This is a genomic window from Pseudarthrobacter sulfonivorans (assembly GCF_001484605.1).
Taxonomy (GTDB): Bacteria; Actinomycetota; Actinomycetes; order Actinomycetales; family Micrococcaceae; genus Arthrobacter; species Arthrobacter sulfonivorans_A.
The window spans coordinates 2,010,908-2,031,232 of sequence record NZ_CP013747.1 but is presented as its reverse complement, the minus strand read 5'-3'; the positions used below and the strand labels follow the sequence as shown (position 1 = coordinate 2,031,232).

The window sequence follows — 20,325 nt, the reverse complement described above, 5'->3', positions numbered from 1 at the left end:
GCCCGAACCTGCGTCCCGTCACCACAGAGGAATCCATGCCCGCGACACCTGTTACGTACACCTTCCTCGGGCCTGAGGGCACGTTCACCGAGGCGGCACTTATGCAGGTTCCGGATGCCGGAGGGGCCACCCGCATCCCGGCCTCCAACGTCAACGCTGCGCTGGACATGGTCCGCGATGGCTCTGCGGACGCAGCGATGGTCCCCATTGAGAACTCGGTGGAAGGCGGGGTTACGGCCACGCTGGACGCCATTGCCGGCGGGCAGGAACTCCGAATTATCCGCGAAGTCCTGGTCCCCATCAGCTTTGTCCTGGTGGCCCGACCCGGTGTGCGAATTGATGACATCCGCCGCATTTCCACTCACGGCCATGCCTGGGCACAGTGCCGTCTCTGGGTGGATGCGAATATTCCAGGTGCAGAATATGTTGCCGGCTCCTCCACGGCGGCGGCAGCGATGGGCCTCCTGGACGGCGACGCCCACTACGACGCCGCGATCTGTGCGCCCATTGTGGCCCAGGAGCAGCCAGGGCTGACAGTCCTGGCGGAGAACATCGGCGACAACCCGGGTGCAGTGACGCGGTTCATCCTGGTGAGCAGGCCGGGCGCACTGCCCGAACGGACCGGTGCGGACAAGACCACGGTGGTAGTCCCGCTTCCGGAAGACCGCCCGGGTGCGCTGATGGAAATCCTGGACCAGTTCGCCACGAGGGGCGTGAACCTCAGCCGGATCGAATCCCGGCCTACGGGTCAGTACCTGGGACACTATTTCTTCAGCATCGACGCTGACGGGCACATCGCGGACGCCCGTGTGGCTGATGCACTGGCTGGGCTTCACCGCATCAGCCCGGCCACCCGCTTCCTTGGCTCCTATGGACGGGCTGACGCCCAAAGCTCCAGCGTCGCGCAACACACCTCTGACGAGGCATTCCGGGCGGCGCATGAATGGGTTGAGCAGATTCTGCAGGGGGAATGAACGCAGCTTGACGCCGCCCGAGGCTTCGCCCACAGCGTAGGGCAAGGTACTTCCGCGGGATAGTTACTGTGCGTATGCTTGCTTGATCCACTTGGGGGATGGCCCCTAATGAAGGGAACAGGTCATGAGTACCAGCAGCACAGACAACGACGGCCAGGGCATGATCGTCAATCCGAAGCCCACAGCCGACAACCAGGACTGGGACGGGGATGACGCTGACCGCGCCGACCGCCTGCGCTTCGAAGAGGAGCAGGCCATGATCCGTGAGCAGTCCGAGGCACGTGCCGCGAAAGCTGCTGCAGAGGCTGGAGCTGCCAAGAAGGCAACTGCCTGAGGCGGGACCGCTCAGGCCGGTTGGCCCTTGACCCTTATCAGGAGCGAGCGCGGTTCCACGCGGACCGTGAGCTTGGTGGCCAGCCCGGACGTGTCGCCGTCGATTTGTGTGGGCATGGGCTCCGGGCACTTTATGACGATTCGGCCGGCCCGGTACATCGTCATGATGGGCAGGTTGCCCTTGTGTTTGAAGAGGATTTTCGCGTACATGGCCAGCCAGCCGATGGCGCTGCGGGGGCTCATGACAACCACATCCAGCATGCCGTCATCGATCATGGCTTCCGGGATGAAATCGATCCCGCCCGGGACCAGCCCACAGTTGGCAAAGAGGACGCTGCGGATGTTCCGGACCTGCTCAGGCTTGTCATCCAGCGCGACTGAGACCTTCCTTCGCCGCCCCGGCAGGTGACGCATTCCGGCTTCGGTATAAGCGAGCCAACCTACGGCTTTCTTTAGGCCGGCATTGGTATCAGCGAGTATTTCGGCGTCCATGCCGATCCCGGCGATCACCAGGAACGCGTGCTCGGAAGAGTGTCCCGTGCGGGAATTCTCGATGCCCATCCGCGCGGTATCGATGTAGCGCTGGTGGCCGAAAAGCGCTGTATGCACGTTTGCGTGAAGGTCGTTGACATCCAGATCCACGTTTCGCGCCAGGAGGTTTCCCGTCCCCAGCGGAATCAGGCCCATGGCCACATCCGTGTGTGCGAGGGACTCTGCCACCACCCGCACGGTGCCGTCGCCACCGCCCACCAGAACGACGTCGGCCTTGTAGTCCAGCGCCGACCGGGCCTGGGAGTATCCCGGGTCCTCGGCGGTGGTCTCCAGGAAGAGGGGTTCGTCCCACCCAGCTGTCAGGCAGGCGCGCTGGATGGCTTCCTTCGCTTCGGGGGCACGTGCCTTGACGGGGTTGAGGATGACGACCACGCGTTGCTGGGTGAGTCCCGTTTCGTGCGCGTCTTCATGGACCGCGCTGCGGATGTGCAGGGCCTTGAGCTTCCGGACGCCCCACCAGCTGGAGACGGCGAAAGCCAGCGCCGCCGCGCTCAGGACGTAGAGAAGCCAGTCGTTCATGGTGCTTCAACAGTATCCCGGCCGCGGCGCCGCGATTCCCCCCCGTCAGGCCGGGCAGTGTTGGTCCCGCCGGATTCGATACTCTTGTCTGGTGATCGACGTAAAAGACCTCAGCGAAAACCCGGACAAGTTCCGTGCCAGCCAGCGCGCCCGCGGCGCAGACGAATCAGTGGTGGACGCGATCATGGCCGCAGACTCCGCCAGGCGTGCCGCCCTGATCCGGTTTGAAAACCTCCGCGCCGAGCAGAACGTCTTCGGCAAGAAGGTGGCGCAGGCCAAGGGCGATGAGAAGAAAGCCCTGCTCGCCGAGGTCAAGGAACTGGCCAACACTGTGAAGGCCGCATCGGCCGAAGCAGACGCTGCCCAGGCCAAGCAGGACGAACTGCTGCGCAGTATCCCGAACCTTATTGAGGGCGGCGTCCCCGAGGGCGGCGAGGACGACTATGTGGTGGTCAAAACCGTTGGAACGCCCCGCGAGTTCCCCGATTTCGAGCCGAAGGACCACCTGGAAATCGGTGAGCTGATCGGCGCCATCGACATGGAGCGCGGCGCGAAAGTTTCGGGCTCACGCTTCTACTTCCTGCGCGGCGTGGGTGCACGCCTGGAGATGGCGTTGCTGCAGATGGCCATGGACCAGGCCATCGAGGCCGGCTTCGTTCCCATGATCACCCCAACCTTGGTGCGCCCCGAAACCATGCAGGGCACAGGCTTTGATGTAAAGCACGACGCCGAGATCTACCGTCTCGCCGAGGACGACCTTTACCTGGTGGGCACCTCCGAGGTTGCCTTGGCCGGCTACCACGCGGACGAGATCCTGGACCTGACGGCCGGCCCGATCCGGTTCGCCGGGCAGAGCTCCTGCTACCGCCGTGAGGCCGGCTCGCACGGCAAGGACACCCGCGGCATCATCCGTGTCCACCAGTTCAACAAGGTGGAGATGTTCGTTTACACCACGGTGGAGAAGGCCGCAGCCGAACACGAACGGCTCCTGGCGTGGGAAGAGGAGATGCTGGCCAAGTGCGAGCTCCCGTACCGCGTCATTGACACCGCCGCCGGCGACCTCGGCATGTCCGCGGCCCGCAAGTTCGACTGCGAAGCCTGGGTTCCGACGCAGGGCGCCTACCGTGAGCTGACCTCCACCTCGAACTGCACGACTTTCCAGGCCCGCCGCCTGAACATCCGCGAGCGTGTGCTCAACGACGAAGGCGTTGCCAAGGGCACCCGTGCCGTAGCCACCCTCAACGGCACGCTGGCCACCACCCGCTGGATCGTGGCCATCCTGGAGCACCACCAGAACGCCGACGGCTCCGTCAACGTCCCGGCCGCACTGCAGAAGTACCTCGGCGGGATGGAAGTCTTCCCCGTCCTCTAGATTTTTGCGTACTGACTCCGGCACCTTCGAGTTTCCGCCGCAACACCTCCGGGTCGGCAACGGCTTTCCAGTCCCAACGGGCAACGGTGTAGCCGAACGCCCGCAGCCGATCCTCGCGCTTTTTCTCCGCCAGAACCGTCTCCCGCGCGCTCCGGCGGTAGGCGCGACTCAAGCCACGGCTGCTGCCCGTGAGGGCGCGTCTGCGGCTGGCAAGGATCAGGGCAGGAGGAGTGGATTCCATGGTCCAATGCTCAACTGGCCGCGAGAGCTCGGCCAGCCCCGCCTGCTCGCATGTGGATAAGTCGCAGCAGTTCCCCTCCGGGTGGGCTTTTCCCCGTGACATGCTGCCGGGGTATTGACCGCGCGGCGGGGGAATCTAGGGCCAGCCAGCGGGAACGGCGTGCCGAAGGTTAACACTCACACCGGGGATAACCCTGTGAGTATTAACCGGGTGTTCATGCGCGCTGTGGCCTGCGTCCTAGCCGGTTTCAGGGGGTCTCTGGTCTACTGGATGTATGACTACATTGACTGAAACCACAGTCGCTGGCATCGATGACCAGCGGATCGCAAGCGAAAACAGCACCACCAAGTTCATGGTTGCCCTGGACGTGGACGGAACCCTGGTGGACCACGACGGCCACATGTCCGTGCCTGTCCGTGAGGCCGCCCAGGCCGTTGTCGCCGCAGGGCACGATGTCCTCATCGCCACCGGCCGTTCCCTGAACGCCACGCTGCCCATCATCGAGCAGATCGGCATCGACCGCGGCTATGCCGTCTGCTGCAACGGCGGCGTGACCCTCCGGCTGGATCCGGACCTGACCGACGGATATGAAATCATCCACAAGGCCACCTTCGATCCGGCCCCGGCGCTCCGGGCATTGCGGCAGAAGCTGCCCACTGCGAAGTATGCGCTGGAGGACGAGGACGGCAATTTCCTGTCCACGGAACGATTCCAGGACGCCAGCTTCGGCGTCGAGGCCATCGGCGTCGACTTCCAGACCCTGCTCGAAGCCACCGCCGTCCGCCTTGTGGTGTTCAGCACCGAAAACACCCCGGAAGAATTCACCGCAACCATCCAGGAGATCGGACTGGCCGGCGTCACCTATTCGGTCGGCTGGACGGCGTGGCTGGACATCGCCGCCGCCGGTGTTACGAAGGCCAGCGCGCTGGAACGGCTCCGCGGCCAGCTGGGGGCTGAACCCCACCGGACCGTGGCCATTGGCGACGGCCGGAACGACATCGAAATGCTGGGCTGGGCCGGGCGCGGAGTCGCCATGGGCCAGGCCCCGGAGGAAGTTATCGCCGCCGCGGATGAGGTCACGCTTTCGGTGCTCGACGACGGCGCCGCGCACGTGCTGCGCAGCCTCATTTAGAGCGTGGCCAGCTGCTCTGGAGCGGCAACCCTAGACTGGGGCTGTGCACTTCGAGGAGTGCCCGGCGCCGCCCGGGCTGCAGCCGTTCGTCACGGGCTTCTGGTTCATCCGGGCCAGCCCCGCGGCACGCTATGAAAAGATCCTGCCCGGACCCTCGGCCCACCTGGTCCTGAACCTCTCGGATCCGTACCGGCTGATCGACCCCGCCGGTTCCGAGGGGCCGGCGCAGGAAGTCGCCGCCGGGTTTTACTCGGGACTCCAGCGCACGTACCTCATCAGTGAAAACCCCGCGCAAATTTTCAACGTGGGAGCCGTTCTCGCGCCCTTCGGCGTGGCCGCATTCACGGAGCAGCCGCCGTCGGCCCTGACCGGACGGGTACTGGATGCGGACCGGATCTTCCCTGGATTCGGCCATCTTCGTGACTCGCTGAGCCGAGGAACGGAAAGCCCGACGCCGGAGCGCGCCTTCGCGGCGCTGGAATCGTTCCTCACGGCGAGGCTCCGTCCCGGTTACCGGTGCGACGAAAGGGCGGCAGCCGCCGTCGGCCTCCTTGCCCGGGACGATATTCCGGTGGCGGACCTTTCGAGGCGACTGGGACTCAGTACGTCCACGTTGGAACGGATCATGATGCGGGACTGCGGAACGACGCCGAAGGGGTTCTCCGACGTGTGCCGCTTCCACCGTTTCGTCAATGCGGCGGCAGCTTTGCCGCCCGGAGCGGCAGCGGGACGGCAGCTCCTGGCCCTGGCCGATTACTACGACCAGCCCCACCTGATCCGCACTTTCCGGCGCTTCAGCGGCTTCACGCCGTCGGAATATCTGAGGATTGTCCGCGAACACGGCGCCGACTACGCCACGTTCGTGCCGGTGGAGGCGGTGCCCGGCCTGAGGACCTGACACTGCGGCATTTTTACAAGACCATACGGATTTCCGCCGCTAGCATCGGGCTATCACCCCTTGAAAGGCGGATGCCCCCATGGCCATCAACATCAACTGGCTGGCCGTGCTGCTGGCCGCCCTGGCGAGCTTCATCGTGGGAGGGCTCTGGTACTCGGTGCTCTTCGCTAAGGTATGGCAGCGCGAGGCCGGCGTGACGGATGAGCAGCTGAAGCACGGGACCGTGCGGGTTTTTGTGGGATCGTTCCTGCTCGCAGCGGTGATGGCCGTGGTGCTCGCGGCGTTTATCGGCGACGGCGGTGCCGGATTCGGTGCCCTAGCCGGGTTGGCTACGGGCGCGGCCTGGGTTGCGGCTGCCCTGGGCGTCAACTACCTCTTTGAACGCCGCAGCCTCATGCTGTTCGCCATCAACGCCAGCTACAACATCGTGACGTTCACGGCGATGGGGGCGATCATCGGCGCCATGCAGTAACGGCGAGGTGAAAGGGATCGTTCAGCGCACCTCAAGGATGAGTGCAAGCAACCGTGCAGCAGCGGGGCGGGCAGCGTGTTCCTCGTTCCATTGGGACCGGGCCACTGCCTTGCTGACGGCCTGGGTGGTGATGCTGAGTTCCTGGGCCACCGCTTTCTGCTGTCCGCGGACGCCGGGGGTCATGAGGTCCAGCACGCGCCATTCAGCCCCGGATCTGTCCCGCACTATATGGCCCAAAAGCCGCAGCACGGCCTCGGCTTCGTGGGCGATGTCCGCCAGCGGTCCTTCCACGGCGACCGGGATGCGTTCTTTGCTGTTCCGGAGCCGGTCCACAGCGCGCCGGGCATAGATCAGGCCGTGGCCGGAGGCATCCTTGATCTGGTTGGGAAGCGGCTCGTTGACCGGCCCGACGCCGAGCCCCACGTACCAGGAGCCGCAGCGCAGGGCGATCAGGGCAGCCTCCACGGCCTGATGCGGGCAGTCCACAATGCCTTGGACTTCATCCTCCACAGACCGGTCGAAATCCAGGCGCGCGGGTATGTGCCGCAGGTCCTTCAGCAGCTGAGGGACGCGGTCGCCGTCGCGCCGGCTGTCGGTCTGGTTGATGGTCAACGTGAACATGTGAAACACAGACTACCCGCTGGCAGCTGGCTCAAGGCAAGTGGGCGACGGGTCTCCAGCACCGCCACCCCCGGGCCGGAGAGCGGGCCCTAGAAACGGATGGCGTCTATGACCTTGACGCGCACAGCCACCAGGGCCGGAATCGCTCCGGCCAGCGCTCCCACCAGCACTGCGGCACCCAGGCCAAGGAGCGCGGCCTCCACCGGGAAGGGCGGGAACTCGGTAAGCCCCGACCCAACCCTGGCCTCGATCCACGGATTCTTGACCACGGCAACGGCAATCATCACACCCACAATGCCCGCCACCGCCGTCGCCACAACAGACTCCATCATCACGCCCACAAAGATGCGTTGCGATGTTGCCCCGAAGCTGCGCCGGATGCCAATCTCCCGCACCCGGTACCTCACGGTGACCATGGAGATGTTCAGCATCCCCACGGCGCCAAGGAGCATCACCAACCCGGCAACGCCCGCCACCCCCAGCTGGACCATCGCGAAGGGATCGCCATGGCTGGCATAGTCCCTCCGCTCCACGTGGGCCTCCATGCCCGGGAATTGCTCCCGGAGGTCCGCGGAGATGGCTGCCTTGAGTGAATCGGCCTGAGTGTCCTGCACCCAGATCTCAAACTGGCTGGGGCCGCCCATGGACACCACCCCGGCACGGGCGGCGGCGTCGGTCAGCATATAGGCCGACGGCGGCATCTGCGGATAGAGATCGGGAACCACCCCGATGATCACCGCAGTGGTTTTCTGCGGACCGGCCAGCGTAACGGCCGGCTGGGTGGTGAGGTTGGGCCGTCCGGCGGCGGTGTAGAAAGCCTCGGAGACCACAAGTGCAGGGGCAAACCGTTGCTCGTCCGTGTCCGCAAACCATGATCCCTGGGACAGGTCCACACGATGGATCACGCCGTAGTCGGGGTCGACCACCTGGACCTGGGCCGACTGGACGCCTCGCGGAAACTGGAAGTCATGCTGGGTCTGCGACACGTTTGTGGAGTAGGTGATGCCGTAACGCTCGCCAATGCCGCGGTACGCCTGGCTGAGCTTTTCCGGGTCCGGCAGCGTCTGGCCGTAGACCCCGAGGCCAAGGGTCGCGGTGCGGCCGCCGCTGCGTTCCGAGGTGGCCTTGTAGCCTTCGCGGACCAGGTTGCCCATGCCCACCACCGAGGTCAGCGCAGCGACGGAGAGCGCCACACCTATCAGGGCCAGCAGGATCCGGGTCTTGTTGATGCGAAGTTCCTGCCAGGCCTCAACAATGGCCGACACGAGGCCGCTCATGACGCCACCCCGGCTGATGCTGCTGCGGAAAATCCCGCTGGAACAGTCGGGGCCATGCCCTCGGGATCCGGGTGGGCCGGGATCTCGGCGCCGGTCAGAACGCCGGATTCCAGCCGGTAGCAGGCGCTGGCAAGCGCGGCCACGTTGACGTCGTGCGTGATGGTGAGCAGCGCCGAGCCGGATTCGGTCGCGACGGTATCCAGGAGCGCCATCACTGTCTGGCCGGTTTCGACGTCGAGGGCTCCGGTTGGTTCGTCCGCAAGGATAAGCCGGGGCTTCCGGACCAGGGCCCGGGCGATCGCCACGCGCTGCTGTTCGCCGCCGGAGAGCATGTTCGGCATAACGTCCGCCCGGGCACTGAGGCCCACCCGGTCCAGCATTTCCATCGCGAGCTCGCGGCGGCGCCAGAAGGCAGTACCGCGGGCATACAGCAGGGGGGTGATCACGTTGTCCAGGGCGCTGCGGCCGGGCAGCAGGTTGAACTGCTGGAACACAAATCCCACGGAAGAGCCGCGAAGCCGGGCCCTGGCGTTGCTGCTCAGGTGGGCCACAGGTTCGCCCAGGAAGCGGACCTCGCCGCTTGAGGGCAGGTCCAGCAGGCCGATCAGGTTCAGCAGGGTTGATTTTCCGCCGCCGGACCGCCCGATGATGGCGGTGTGGTCGCCGGCATGTACGGCAAGGTCCACCCCCTTGAGAATGTGCAGTTCCTGGTCGTCAGGAAGCCTGACGGTCCGGGTGACGCCCGTCAGCGAAACCAGTTCCTCCACGGTTAGCCTCCCGCCGGGTAGGCCATGCCGGGCTGGAGCCCAGGCTGTACCTGCGCCGGCGCGCCCGGGATGAATTCGAGGACAAATTCGCCCTCGGCCAGCCCGGAAACTACCTCAACCCGGGAACCGTCATTGAGGCCCAGCTGGACTTTCCGCTCTTCCGGAGGGCCCGAGGCCACTGCTCCGCCTGGAACGCCAGGGCCGGCAGGGCCTGAAGCGGCGCTACCTTCGCCCGGCGCTGACTGGACTGGTCCGCCTACCGCTGCGCCGCCGTCGGACGGTGAACCATCGGGAGCGGGACCTCCCGGTGCCGGACCTCCGGCGGAGACCCATACGGTGCCGTCCGTAACGGTGCCCCGGACCGCGGTGAGCGGAACGGTAACAACATCCGCCGACTGGCCGGCCGTGACGGTCATGGTGGCGCCGAGCCCGGCAAAGACCTCGACTCCGCTCGGGACAGAGCAACTGATGGTGCCGGTGGGGGTGCCGCCCTCGGCCGGAGTCCCGCCGAGAGGTCCTGCGGCAGCGAACGGAACTCCCCGGCTGGCCCCGCCAGCGCCGCCGGCCCCGCCGGCAGTGCCGCCCGAAGTACTTGCCAGGCTCTTCAACGTCACGGCGGGACAGGTGAAGGGAGCCGGGCCGCCCACCACCGAGATCACCGCTGAACCCGGCTTGGCCAGGAGCCGGTACTGCTGGGCGGCGTCGATTGAACCGCTGACCGTGAACGTACCGGGATTCACAGTTGCTGTCGTTTCCCCTACGCTGACCTGCTGATCGATCAGGATAGTGAGTGTTTCCACCGTCCCTGAGACCGGAGCGTAAACGTCCGTATAGGTGTAAACCGGTGCGCTTCGGACAGGTGCTGCCGGTGCTCCGCCTTCGGACTCTCCGGAAACCCGGGCCGTAGCGGCCGGATCCGGCTGAACCTCGGTGCGGACCTGGTAGAGCGGGGCCTGTGTACGAACCTCCTGGCCCGGCGAAACGAACAGGTAGGTGACGGTGCCCGCCGTGGTGTTCTTCACGGCAACGGCGGCGTCACTGTCCACAGTGGCTTGCACTTCAACCGTGTTCGTCACGGTGGCCCGGGTTGCCTGGACCACCGGGATTGAGACCTCCGCTGACGGTCCCATGAGGCCTTGCTGCGGCTTCATCCCGTCCACGAAAGCGATCTTCACCAGTGCGACGGCGATGACGGCAAAAACTGCCAGCCACGCCACCGGCAACACAATGCGCCTAAAAATCCTCATTACTGCCCCCATCAGTAACTCCCCGCAGACCAGTTTCCGCGGAAAGCGTGCTGCCCACACCCTATACTGAGTACGTAGCCAATTCGCGCAACCCGGGCTCCTACATCGAGCGGTACTCGAGCGCTCCGGGAATCCGGCCCGTCTCACCCAATCCGTCGCCGCGGGCAAATCCGGCCCACAGCCGGCGCATCTCACGGCCAACGGCGTCGATCTCATCCCAGGTTGCGCCCTTGAGGAGCCCGGCAGCGGCCCAGGTCTGTTGGTTTCCGAAGAGCAGCGGCAAATCAACGGTGTGTGCGGCGCGGTAGGAGTTTCCCGGTGCGCCCCAGGACAGCAGGTAGCTGTAGGCCTTGCCCCCGGCGCGGGCGTGACGGCGGGCAAACTTACGGGCGGATCTGCCGTAGACCGCCTCCGTCACCGCCCAATTAATCGCCCGCACGGCAACGCCGCCCAGGCCGGGGATCTTGCCCAACCGGCTGACCACGGGACTGCGGGGCAGGAACAGCCGGGCCTCGTCGGACGTGTGCCCGATCAGCACTTCGATGCCCCGGGCCGTGGCGTTCCAGGCGGCCTCGACGCGTGATTCCGGCGGCAGCGGCGCGTGCCCGTACTGGGTGCCGAACGGCATGGCCGCCATCAGGCCAAACTTCCGGGCCACCTGAGACACGTGGTCTTCGATGGCCACAACGTCCAGCATCGGGGTGTCCTCCGTGACGGCTTCGGCGGCGATGCCCATGGCACGGCTCATCTTGTGCCGGCCGCGGGTGATGCCCAACGGTGCACTCTGGATGATGGCCCGCTGGAACAGGGACGGCGCCTCGGGCGTCGCCATGAGGTGGGCTACGGAGTCGCCGCCCGCGGACTGCCCGAATGCGGTGACGCGCCTCGGGTCCCCACCGAAGGCCGCGATGTTGCGCTGCACCCACCGGAACGCTTCCAACTGGTCCAGCAGGCCGAGGTTCGCGGGCCGGCCGGTTCCGGTGGCCAAATATCCGAACAGGCCCAGGCGGTAGGTCACCGAAACGACGATGACCCGGTTCTCCGACACCAGCGACGTGGCATCAAAGATCGCCAGGTCGCCGGAACCGGACGTGTAGGAGCCGCCGTGCAGCCACACCATAACGGGGACCTGTTCGCCGTCGGCAAGCCCGGCCGGAACGGTGATCGACAGCCGCTGGCAGTCTTCACTGCCGGGGAGTTCGCCGTACCGGGTACCCAGGACGTCGTCCAGGAACGGAACGGGGCCCTGCGGGCAGGCCGGCGCGAGCGTGGTGGCGGCATAGCTGGCGGTCCAGTCGGACGGCGCCACCGGAGGTTGAAAGCGGCCCGCGGTGGCGTAGGGGATGCCCGTGGCGCGAACCACCTCACCGTCCCGCCACCCTGTGATGGGCCCGCACAGCGGTTCAAAATACGGCGGCTCAAAATACGGGGGATTCGAAGGCTCGGAACTCACCCTCCACCTTAAACCACAACGCGGGGTCACTTCCTGCCCAATTCCGGAGGTGGAATGGGCGGGAAGTGACCCCGCGTTGCAGGCGTGCGGATTAGTGCGCTGCCGGCACGTAACGCTTGATGGAGGCTTCCAGTTCGGCCTCGGCGGCGGCGCGGTCGCCCCAGCCCTCAGCCTTGACCCACTTGCCCGGCTCGAGGTCCTTGTATCGGGTGAAGAAGTGCTCGATTTCCTTGATCAGGAATTCGCTGACATCGCTGATCTCCTGGATGTGGTCAAAGCGGGCGTCAACCGGGACGCACAGGACCTTGGCGTCGCCGCCGCCGTCGTCGGTCATGTTGAAAACGCCGATGGGACGGGACTCAACGATGACACCGGGGTGCAGATCGAAGTCCTGCAGGAGCACCAGTGCGTCCAGCGGGTCGCCGTCTTCGCCCAGGGTGTTCTCGAAGAAACCGTAGTGCGTGGGGTACTGCATGGAGGTGAAGAGGACGCGGTCCAGGCGGACGCGGCCGGTCTCGTGGTCAACTTCGTACTTGACGCGAGATCCCTTGGGGATCTCGATGGTCACGTCATGCTTCATGGAATGCTCCTCGGCAATTGCAGGGGGTTCGCGGCACAGGAGACGAACAACAAAAAGGAGTGTCGGTGCCGCCGACTACTATTGAGGATATAGCGAGAGGCCCAGGTTTCAGGAACTTGCGGGGAAATTTCAGGACTTGAGGACCAACAGCAGCATGAAGGAAACATCGGGCCCCGGCGCATTCCGGCACACCCTCCGGCGCGGGCTGCGAGCCTGGCCCACCGCGCTGCTCCTGGCCGTGATCGTTATGCTGGCCCTCCCCGCCGCATGGCTGGTTGCCCCTGCTTTCGTCAGCCCGCCTCCTGCGGCGACACCCGAAGTGCCCGCCTGGCAGCAGGCCCCCACCGCGCTTTCCGCCAGAATGGGCCTTTCTCCGCTCACGGAGTCGGCGCCCGTGCCGCTGCCCTCCGCGGTCGCCGCTCAATTGGACGGATTGTTAAAGCCCGACGGCGACGGCAGCTTCACGGGGCTGGTCCAGGATGCGCTCACTGGCCAGGTCCTGTTTGACCGCAGCGGTTCGGAGAGCCGGATCCCCGCCTCCAATATGAAGCTGCTCACTGCCGTGGCCGCCCTCCGGGCAATCGGGCCGGACCACCGTTTCAGCACCAAGGTCCTGGCCGGGCCCGCTGCCAATCAGGTGGTGCTCACCGGCGGCGGCGACGTCCTCCTGGGCGCCGGAGAATCCGCTCCCAACCAGGTGATGGGCCACGCCGGACTCGCCACCCTCGCGACCGCCACCGTGAACGCGCTCCAAACCGCAGGAACAACCGGCGAGCTGACGGTCCTGGTGGACGACTCCCTGTTCACCGGCCCAACGCTGAACCCCGCCTGGGCAGACGGGGACGTTGCCGCGGGCGAGGTTGCCCCGCTATACCCTCTTGCGCTGAACTCGGCGCGCTTTGACCCGGCCGTGACCACCGGCCCGCGCCCGCAGGACTCGGCAATCACCGCCGCCGAGGCGTTTGCCGCGCAGCTCAAGACGGCGGGTGCCGCTGCGGGATTCACGGTAGCGGCCGGCGTCGAACGTTACACCGCGCCTTCGGGCGATGCGCCCCCGGCAGAAGGGCCGGCGGTCCTTGCCGAGGTCCGGTCCGCCACGGTCGGCCAGCAGGTGGACCTCATGCTGCAGACCTCGGACAACTACCTGGCGGAGGTCCTGGGCCGGATGGCCTCGGCGGCTGCGGGCGAGCCCGCCAGCAACGACGGCGCCACCGGAGCAGTCCGCGCACAGTTCGCGGATTTGGGCATCCCTACGGACACCATGCGGCTGGCGGACGTGTCCGGGCTGGCGCTGGCCAACCAGGTCTCTGCCCGCCAGTTCGCGGAAGTGGTGCGTGCCATCGCCAGCGGGACCGACACCCGTTTGCGGGCCGCGCTGGATGGATTTCCGGTCGCGGGGCTGACCGGAACACTGGACACCCGCTACGTCGATGGCTCCACGGCCCGCGGCGCCGGCCTGGTGCGGGCCAAGACGGGGACCCTGAACTCGGTCATCGCCCTCAGCGGCTACGTGGTGGACGCCGACGGCCGGCTCCTGGTCTTCTCCTTCATCGGCAACGACCTGAAGCCTGGCACCGCCGGGAACCGGGAAGCCCTGGACCGGGCCGCCACGGCGCTCGCCGCCTGCGGCTGCCGCTGACCTGCTCGTACCGCAACCGGGTTCCTACCGTAAGCGGGTTCCTACCGTTACCGCTGCCCTGCGCCGCAATAGCGGTGGGCAGCACTGTTCATGCGGGTCCTGACCGTTGTTATGCGGGCCTGCTCTTTTAGGAGCAAGTACTTGCGGCGCCGCGGGCGGAAAAACAAGTACCGGCTACTCGTGACACTTGACGGAGGCCAGCCCTAGGCTCAACCACACGCGGACTCCGTGTGTTCGGCTACGCAAAGGACATCCGCCATGGAAACGTCATGAAGGGGGAGGCTGGTGTCCATTTCCGATCAAATTCCGTGACGCAGTCCCGACCCACTCCCGCCAAGTCGCGGAAGGCGTGACCTTGTGCTCGAGGCCGCGCGTTCGGCGGCTCGCCGCGCCCCATAGAGGGCGTCTTCGGATCGCCTCAGACCCGGCGCGGTTCCGACAGCGCTGCCCCTCGGTGAGCTCCGAAACGGGGCGCCCGTGGCAGTTGCTGAAAGCAATGAATTCCGACAGCGAAGGCCACAATCATGTTCCAGCCAAGTAGGCGACTATTAGCCCTCAGTTCCGCTTTCACGCTGCTCCTGACGATGTCGACTGTGGCGTCGTGCGCGGCGCCGGATGCCGGGCAGGCGCAGCCCAACTCCACCGGCACTTCGGGGCCGGCATCGCCGTCAGGGTCACCGACAGCGACAGCGACGTCGCAGGCGCCAGAGCTGTGCGGGCCAGGGTCTGCGGTCAACTTCGACAAGACCGCCTTCCAAGGCTCTCCGACGATCGACAACAAGTGGTTTCCGCTAAAGCCAGGCACCGTGTATACCACCACCGGCACGGTCGCCGCTGAAGATGACACCACCGAACGCAGGGTCACACACACCGTAACCGGCCTGACCAAGGTCATTGACGGTGTGAAAACCCTGGTGATGTGGGACCGCGATTACCAGGACGGGGCGCTGGTTGAATCGGAGCTGGCCTTCTTTGCCCAGGATAACGCTGGAGCGGTTTGGCTCTTCGGCGAGTATCCCGAGGAGTTCGAAAACGACAAATTTATTGGGGCGCCGAATACTTTCATCCACGGGATTTCGGGGAGCCAAGCCGGAATTGCAATGCAAGCGCAGCCACGGACCGGCACGCCGGAATATGTTCAGGCTCACGCGGCTTCAGTGGGTTTCCTCGATTGCGCGCGTGCCTACGAGGACAACGTAGCGCTATGCGTCCCCACCGACTGCTACGGAGGCGTGCTGGTGATTGATGAGCACAATCCGCTGGAACCGGACGTAGGCCACCAGCGTAAGTTCTATTCAGCCGGCACTGGGCTGGTAAGGGTGACAGCCGAGGGCGGCGTGAAACAGGAAACCCTGGACCTCGAAAAAATCGAACAGCTCTCCGACGCCCAACTGGCCGACGTCAATGAACAAGCACTTGAGCTCGACCAGCACGGATATGAGGTCAGTAAGGACGTCTACGCCAAGACGGCTCCTGCCGAAGTTGCCACCAAGACTCCGTGACGCGAGTGAAGGACAGCGCAACCGGCCGATTTCTGAAACGAACGACAGGCGCAGCCCCGAGCCGTTCGCCGGTCAGCGAACTTAAGGACCATCCGCCGTCCGCTGTGATGTGATGGGGACTATGGAGTCCACTGCGCGTGATTCGTCAGCCCCGGCATCATCCAGCCCGGCCCAGGCCCTGATCAACTGGGACCTGGCCGCGTCCACGGCCGCCCGGCTGGCCTCGGCGGGGCCAACCCTCAACTCGGCGGAAATCGGCGAAGCCGTGGACAGCCTTCGCCGCCTCGCGGACGCCTCCGTCCCGCACGTCCACGAAATCACGGGCCTCGAAGCCGCACGGGACCTCCGCGACTCTTCTGTCCTGGTGGTGGACCGGGCCAGCTGGGCCAAGGCAAACACACAGAGCTTCGCCGTGATGCTCAAACCCGCCATGGACAAAATGCTCGAAAGCCGCCGCGGCAACGTCAGCCCGGCGGCGGCCAGCGTCAGCGGCGCCATCACGGGCAGCCAGCTCGGCGCTGTCCTGGCGTTCCTGTCCAGCAAGGTCCTGGGCCAGTACGATCCCTTCGCCGCGTTGGCCGAGGGTTCCAAAGCGCCCGCCGCCGGCCGCCTGTTGCTGGTGGCGCCCAACATCGTGGCTGTGGAGCGCGAGCTCAACGTCACGCCGGACGATTTCCGGCTCTGGGTCTGCCTGCACGAACAGACTCACCGGGTGCAGTTCGCGGCTGCGCCCTGGCTCCGCCACCACATGCTTTCCGAGATCGACAACCTCAGCGGGCACCTGCTGGGCAACGTTGATTCGCTGATGGAGCGTGCCTCCGCCGCCGCGCGTTCCCTCAAGGACCGGACCGCCACCGGCAGTACTCCCGGCCGCGGCGCCATCCTGGACCTGTTGCAGAACCCCGAGGAAAAGGCGTCACTGTCCCACCTGACGGCCGTGATGAGCCTGCTGGAGGGCCACGCCAACGTTGTGATGGACGCCGTCGACGCCAGCATCGTCCCTTCCGTCAGGACCATCCGGCAGCGCTTCACCGACCGCGGCAAGGACCGCGGCGTGATGGAGAAATTCATCCGCAGCCTCCTGGGCCTGGACGCCAAGATGCGCCAGTATTCCGACGGCGCCAAGTTTGTCCGCGCTGTAGTGGACGTGGCCGGGATGGAGGGCTTTAACCGGGTGTGGGAATCCGCGGACAACCTCCCGACTGAGCCCGAAATCCACGACGCCAAGCTGTGGGTCGACCGGATGGGCTTGTAGGTGCCACACGCCCCAAACGTGCCGGACGCCCCAAACGTGCCGGAAGCCCGCACGGCTTCAAGCGGACGACGACGGCCTGGCCGGCTCGCGCCCGTCGTCGGCAAGGCGCGCAAAATGGTCCAGAACGCCCTGGCGGACGCCGGCTATCCGGCCCACGTGCTGGTGGCCTGCAGCGGTGGCCCGGATTCGCTGGCCCTCGCAGCGGTGGCGGCCTATTTCGCCCGCCGCGGCCACGTTGACGGGCACCCACTGACGGTCGGCGCCGTCGTGGTTGACCACCAGCTGCAGGAGGGCTCGGCCCAGGTGGCTGCTGCCACAGTCCAGACACTGAAGGAACTGGGTCTTTCCCCGGTGGACCTCCGGACCGTCACCGTCGCCAGCACCGGGATGGGCCCGGAGGCCGCCGCCCGGGATGCCCGCCATGCAGCGTTGGAGGCTGCGGCCCAGGAGCACCGAGCCGCCGCCATCCTGCTCGGCCACACCCTGGACGACCAGGCCGAACAGGTCCTGCTGGGTCTTGCCCGCGGCTCCGGCACGCGCTCGCTGGCTGGAATGCGGCCTGCCCGCGGCCTGTTGCTTCGGCCGTTCCTCGGCCTGCGCCGCGCAGACACCCTGGAGATCTGCGACGTTGAGGACCTCGAGCCCTGGCACGATCCCAGCAATGCAGACCCGTCGTTTGCCCGCTCCCGGACCCGGGTGGAAGTGCTGCCGATGCTCGAGGAAAAACTCGGGCCCGGCGTGGCTGAATCTCTGGCCCGGACAGCGTCCATCCTGCAGTTGGACGCCGACTATCTGGAGGACGTGGCAGATCGCACATTTGCAGCCTTGGCCGAGCGGTCCGGACCGGAGGTCAGCCTCCCGGAGGAGGCTTTGGGGGAACTTTCCCCGGCCATCAGGTTCCGGGTCATCGCCAAGGCAGCGGCCGACGTCGGGGGTCAACAGCCCAGCTACCAGCGCCTTCTGGCGGCGGAAGCGCTGCTGCGCCGGCAGGGTTCCGCCGGTCCCGTGGAGCTGCCTGGCGGGGTGAGCGTGTACCGGCTGTCCCTCGCCGAGCTGGCCCAGCGGGACGCTGCGGAAATGCGGCCCGACGGTCCCGACGGCGGCGCACCCGTTCCCCGTGAAGCGGCCCGCTGTGGGAAGCTAGTATTCCGGCCTCAAAAACCGCCCCAAGAATAGTCGCACCCCGCATCTACACAGGAGCCATTGGTGGATTCAAACGACGTCCAGGCAGACCTCAAGCACGTTCTCTACACCAAGGAACAGATCCAACAGCGGATCGCTGAGCTCGCTGCGCAGATCGACAAGGACTACGAAGGCCGCGAAATCCTTCTGGTCGGTGTACTCAAGGGCGCTGTGATGGTTATGGCCGACCTCGCCCGCGCGCTCCACAGCCACGTTTCGATGGACTGGATGGCAGTGTCCTCCTACGGCTCCGGCACCCAGTCCTCGGGTGTTGTCCGGATCCTTAAGGACCTGGATACGGACCTGATGGGCAAGGACGTCCTGATCGTCGAAGACATCATTGACTCCGGCCTGACCCTGTCCTGGCTCAAGACCAACCTGGAATCCCGCGGCACTGCTTCCGTGGAGATCTGCACCGCCTTCCGCAAGCCCACGGCCGCCAAGGTGGAGATCGACGTCAAGTACGTCGGCTACGACATCCCCAACGAGTTCGTGGTGGGCTACGGACTGGACTACGCCGAGAAGTACCGCAACCTGGACTTCGTGGGCACGCTCGCCCCGCACGTTTACGAGTAGCCACTCTCGCCGAGATGGCAAGTCACGGCAGTCGCACCAACGGACACTGCCGTGAAATGCCATCTCGCTGCATTGCCGGCGGCGGCCTCCTTGGAGGCCGCCGCCGGCAGTTAACGTGCTAAGGACCTAAGGCGTCGCCCGGAAGTCCAATCAGGGGGCGCCGGGGCGCAGCCCGCTGACCTGGTTTCCTGATCCCCAACGGTGGTGGGAAGTGCCAAAATGTGCCAAAGCCGCCAAAATAAGCCAAAACGATTTATCAGCAGCCGCGCATTAATGTGGGCCCGCCCGCCCGCGGCCGTCAAACAGGCAAAACGTCACACAATGTGACCCTTGACACTTGCCTCAAGAGGGGCATACATTGTTGCCAAGTCGTTTTGGCAAAACGATTTTTCACCCCACAGACCGTCTCGCCATTCCGTTCGAGAGAAAGTGAGTCGACAGCGATGTCCACTCGAAAAACCATCAACAGGTTCGTCACCATCGGCGGCCTCTGCACCGCCGTCGCACTTGCGGCCACAGGGTGCGGCGCAGGGGGCCCGACCAATTCGGGTAGCGCCGCCAGCACCGTCAACGTCCTGGTGGAGGCCGGCGGCCACGCCGTGCTGACAGGCGTGGCCGAGCAGTGCAAGAAAGACGCGGGAATCGACGTCAACTTCGTCGAGCTTCCCTATGACGGCATGTTCAACCGGCTTTCCAGCGAGTTCTCCTCCGGCAACGTCTCCTTCGACGTCGCTGCACTGGACTCCGTATGGCTGCCCAGCTTCAAGGACGCCGTCCAGCCCATCGACGAACTCTTCACCGACGAAGCCAAGAAGGACATTTTCCCGGCCCTCGTCAAGGAAGCCAACGTGGACGGCCACTTCATCGGCATGCCCGCCTGGACCAACGCCGAAATCATCCTTTACCGCACGGATCTCTTTGAAGACGCCGCGAACAAGGACGGCTTCAAGGCAAAGTACGGCTACGACCTCGCGGCACCCAGCACCTGGCAGCAGTACAAGGACATCTCCGAGTTCTTCACCAAGGACGGCATGTACGGAACCGACGTCAAGGGCGGCGTCGAGACCGAATGGCTGGCACACGTCCTCCAGGCCGGTTCCCCGATGGTCATGGACGAAAACAACAACGTGGTCATCGATAATGCGGCCCACAAGGAAGCGCTGGACTTCTACACCAGCCTGACCAGCTATGCGCCTCCGGGTGCCGCGCAGGTGGACTGGGCCGCTGCGCAGAACCTGTTCAACCAGGGCAAGACCGCCATGACCCGCTTCTGGGCCCACGCCTACCGCCAGATCCCCAAGGATGCACCGGTAGCCGGCAAGGTGGGCGCGGCTCCGATGATCGGCGGCAGCGCAGGCGTGGCCGGCGTTCCGGGTCCCTGGTACCTAACAGTCCCCAAGGCCACCAAGAACACGGACAACGCCAAGAAGTTCGTCAAGTGCGCCTACGACTACAACAGCCTGGGCATCGAGTCCAGCCTGGGCCTCGCCTCGCGCATCTCGGCCTTCGAGAAGTACCAGGACAAGGCCGGGTACGAGAGCTTCGGCCCACTGATCAAAACCCTCAACGGTGACGCCACTGCCACCCGGCCGGCAACCGAAAAGTGGCAGCAGATCGTGGACACCGTCCTGGTGCCCCTCCTGCAGAAGGCTGTGGCCGGCGGGGACTCCACCGCCCTCCTGGCTGACGCCAAGAAGCAGATCCAGGACCTCCTCAAGTAAACTCCGCGGCCG

At 65.7% G+C, this 20,325-nt stretch carries 19 protein-coding genes; 12 read left to right on the top strand and 7 right to left on the bottom strand.

What is annotated here, in order from left to right:
* Window positions 1-35 precede the first annotated feature (35 nt).
* Together pheA and AU252_RS09025 are read left to right on the top strand one after the other, a co-directional pair.
* On the top strand, window positions 36-974 hold the full coding sequence (pheA, locus tag AU252_RS09030; RefSeq protein ID WP_058930422.1) for a prephenate dehydratase: 939 nt from the start codon (window positions 36-38) through the stop codon (window positions 972-974).
* A gap of 124 nt (window positions 975-1,098) precedes the next feature.
* Window positions 1,099-1,308, top strand: coding sequence for a hypothetical protein (locus tag AU252_RS09025; protein ID WP_056347667.1), 210 nt, complete (start codon window positions 1,099-1,101; stop codon window positions 1,306-1,308).
* Window positions 1,309-1,319: 11 nt separating this feature from the next.
* Here AU252_RS09025 and AU252_RS09020 read toward each other — a convergent pair whose 3' ends face one another.
* A complete protein-coding gene (locus AU252_RS09020; RefSeq protein ID WP_058930421.1) occupies window positions 1,320-2,378 on the bottom strand; it encodes a diacylglycerol/lipid kinase family protein in 1,059 nt (352 codons plus the stop codon).
* A gap of 91 nt (window positions 2,379-2,469) precedes the next feature.
* On the opposite strand from AU252_RS09020, the gene serS reads away from it, so the two are divergent.
* The 4 genes from serS (at window position 2,470) to AU252_RS09000 (ending at window position 6,493) form a co-directional block, all read left to right on the top strand.
* Window positions 2,470-3,750 carry a serine--tRNA ligase gene (gene serS, locus AU252_RS09015; RefSeq protein WP_058930420.1) on the top strand — a complete coding sequence of 427 codons (1,281 nt, stop codon included), beginning with the start codon at window positions 2,470-2,472 and terminating at the stop codon, window positions 3,748-3,750.
* Between the two features lie 515 nt (window positions 3,751-4,265).
* Complete coding sequence (locus tag AU252_RS09010; protein WP_058930419.1) at window positions 4,266-5,123, top strand: HAD family hydrolase; 858 nt, start codon at window positions 4,266-4,268, stop codon at window positions 5,121-5,123.
* 43 nt (window positions 5,124-5,166) lie between these two features.
* Window positions 5,167-6,021: a helix-turn-helix domain-containing protein gene (locus AU252_RS09005; RefSeq protein ID WP_058930418.1), complete on the top strand. Its 855-nt coding sequence runs from the start codon at window positions 5,167-5,169 to the stop codon at window positions 6,019-6,021.
* A 79-nt stretch (window positions 6,022-6,100) separates the two neighbouring features.
* Complete coding sequence (locus AU252_RS09000; RefSeq protein ID WP_058930417.1) at window positions 6,101-6,493, top strand: DUF1761 domain-containing protein; 393 nt, start codon at window positions 6,101-6,103, stop codon at window positions 6,491-6,493.
* A 21-nt stretch (window positions 6,494-6,514) separates the two neighbouring features.
* On the opposite strand, the gene AU252_RS08995 is transcribed toward AU252_RS09000, so the two are convergent.
* The 6 genes from AU252_RS08995 to AU252_RS08970 form a co-directional block, all read right to left on the bottom strand.
* Window positions 6,515-7,114 (bottom strand): hypothetical protein, encoded by a 600-nt coding sequence (locus AU252_RS08995; protein ID WP_058930416.1) that lies wholly within the window; start codon window positions 7,112-7,114, stop codon window positions 6,515-6,517.
* 89 nt (window positions 7,115-7,203) lie between these two features.
* Window positions 7,204-8,391: an ABC transporter permease gene (locus AU252_RS08990; RefSeq protein ID WP_058930415.1), complete on the bottom strand. Its 1,188-nt coding sequence runs from the start codon at window positions 8,389-8,391 to the stop codon at window positions 7,204-7,206.
* Entirely contained in the window at window positions 8,388-9,158 is a 771-nt protein-coding gene (locus AU252_RS08985) for an ABC transporter ATP-binding protein (protein ID WP_430929474.1), read from the bottom strand. Before AU252_RS08985 ends, AU252_RS08990 begins: the two co-directional genes overlap by 4 nt.
* A gap of 2 nt (window positions 9,159-9,160) precedes the next feature.
* Entirely contained in the window at window positions 9,161-10,405 is a 1,245-nt protein-coding gene (locus AU252_RS08980) for a hypothetical protein (RefSeq protein WP_157768962.1), read from the bottom strand.
* A gap of 100 nt (window positions 10,406-10,505) precedes the next feature.
* Window positions 10,506-11,858, bottom strand: coding sequence for a carboxylesterase family protein (locus AU252_RS08975; protein ID WP_058930413.1), 1,353 nt, complete (start codon window positions 11,856-11,858; stop codon window positions 10,506-10,508).
* Window positions 11,859-11,949: 91 nt separating this feature from the next.
* Window positions 11,950-12,438 (bottom strand): inorganic diphosphatase, encoded by a 489-nt coding sequence (locus tag AU252_RS08970; protein ID WP_056347687.1) that lies wholly within the window; start codon window positions 12,436-12,438, stop codon window positions 11,950-11,952.
* 154 nt (window positions 12,439-12,592) lie between these two features.
* Here AU252_RS08970 and dacB point away from each other — a divergent pair, with 154 nt between their 5' ends.
* The 6 genes from dacB (at window position 12,593) to AU252_RS08940 (ending at window position 20,313) form a co-directional block, all read left to right on the top strand.
* A complete protein-coding gene (gene dacB, locus AU252_RS08965) occupies window positions 12,593-14,077 on the top strand; it encodes a D-alanyl-D-alanine carboxypeptidase/D-alanyl-D-alanine endopeptidase (protein WP_058930412.1) in 1,485 nt (494 codons plus the stop codon).
* A 524-nt stretch (window positions 14,078-14,601) separates the two neighbouring features.
* Window positions 14,602-15,579 carry a hypothetical protein gene (locus AU252_RS08960; RefSeq protein WP_083510325.1) on the top strand — a complete coding sequence of 326 codons (978 nt, stop codon included), beginning with the start codon at window positions 14,602-14,604 and terminating at the stop codon, window positions 15,577-15,579.
* 121 nt (window positions 15,580-15,700) lie between these two features.
* Window positions 15,701-16,834 (top strand): zinc-dependent metalloprotease, encoded by a 1,134-nt coding sequence (locus AU252_RS08955; RefSeq protein WP_058930411.1) that lies wholly within the window; start codon window positions 15,701-15,703, stop codon window positions 16,832-16,834.
* 114 nt (window positions 16,835-16,948) lie between these two features.
* The gene (gene tilS / locus AU252_RS08950; protein WP_058930410.1) at window positions 16,949-18,010 is read left to right on the top strand and encodes a tRNA lysidine(34) synthetase TilS; all 1,062 of its coding nucleotides are present in this window, start codon (window positions 16,949-16,951) and stop codon (window positions 18,008-18,010) included.
* A 30-nt stretch (window positions 18,011-18,040) separates the two neighbouring features.
* Complete coding sequence (gene hpt, locus AU252_RS08945; RefSeq protein ID WP_056347981.1) at window positions 18,041-18,592, top strand: hypoxanthine phosphoribosyltransferase; 552 nt, start codon at window positions 18,041-18,043, stop codon at window positions 18,590-18,592.
* Between the two features lie 443 nt (window positions 18,593-19,035).
* Window positions 19,036-20,313, top strand: a complete 1,278-nt coding sequence (locus tag AU252_RS08940; RefSeq protein WP_058930409.1) for an ABC transporter substrate-binding protein — start codon at window positions 19,036-19,038, stop codon at window positions 20,311-20,313.
* The last annotated feature ends 12 nt before the right edge of the window (window positions 20,314-20,325 follow it).

What these genes read in the sequence shown, in the direction of transcription:
- pheA (WP_058930422.1), top strand. Translation starts at nt 36, where the DNA reads ATGCCCGCGACACCTGTTACGTACACCTTCCTCGGGCCTGAGGGCACG.
- AU252_RS09025 (WP_056347667.1), top strand. Translation starts at nt 1,099, where the DNA reads ATGAGTACCAGCAGCACAGACAACGACGGCCAGGGCATGATCGTCAAT.
- AU252_RS09020 (WP_058930421.1), bottom strand. Translation starts at nt 2,378, where the DNA reads ATGAACGACTGGCTTCTCTACGTCCTGAGCGCGGCGGCGCTGGCTTTC.
- AU252_RS09010 (WP_058930419.1), top strand. Translation starts at nt 4,266, where the DNA reads ATGACTACATTGACTGAAACCACAGTCGCTGGCATCGATGACCAGCGG.
- AU252_RS09000 (WP_058930417.1), top strand. Translation starts at nt 6,101, where the DNA reads ATGGCCATCAACATCAACTGGCTGGCCGTGCTGCTGGCCGCCCTGGCG.
- AU252_RS08995 (WP_058930416.1), bottom strand. Translation starts at nt 7,114, where the DNA reads ATGTTCACGTTGACCATCAACCAGACCGACAGCCGGCGCGACGGCGAC.
- AU252_RS08990 (WP_058930415.1), bottom strand. Translation starts at nt 8,391, where the DNA reads ATGAGCGGCCTCGTGTCGGCCATTGTTGAGGCCTGGCAGGAACTTCGC.
- AU252_RS08980 (WP_157768962.1), bottom strand. Translation starts at nt 10,405, where the DNA reads ATGAGGATTTTTAGGCGCATTGTGTTGCCGGTGGCGTGGCTGGCAGTT.
- AU252_RS08970 (WP_056347687.1), bottom strand. Translation starts at nt 12,438, where the DNA reads ATGAAGCATGACGTGACCATCGAGATCCCCAAGGGATCTCGCGTCAAG.
- dacB (WP_058930412.1), top strand. Translation starts at nt 12,593, where the DNA reads ATGAAGGAAACATCGGGCCCCGGCGCATTCCGGCACACCCTCCGGCGC.
- AU252_RS08960 (WP_083510325.1), top strand. Translation starts at nt 14,602, where the DNA reads ATGTTCCAGCCAAGTAGGCGACTATTAGCCCTCAGTTCCGCTTTCACG.
- AU252_RS08955 (WP_058930411.1), top strand. Translation starts at nt 15,701, where the DNA reads ATGGAGTCCACTGCGCGTGATTCGTCAGCCCCGGCATCATCCAGCCCG.
- tilS (WP_058930410.1), top strand. Translation starts at nt 16,949, where the DNA reads ATGGTCCAGAACGCCCTGGCGGACGCCGGCTATCCGGCCCACGTGCTG.
- AU252_RS08940 (WP_058930409.1), top strand. Translation starts at nt 19,036, where the DNA reads ATGTCCACTCGAAAAACCATCAACAGGTTCGTCACCATCGGCGGCCTC.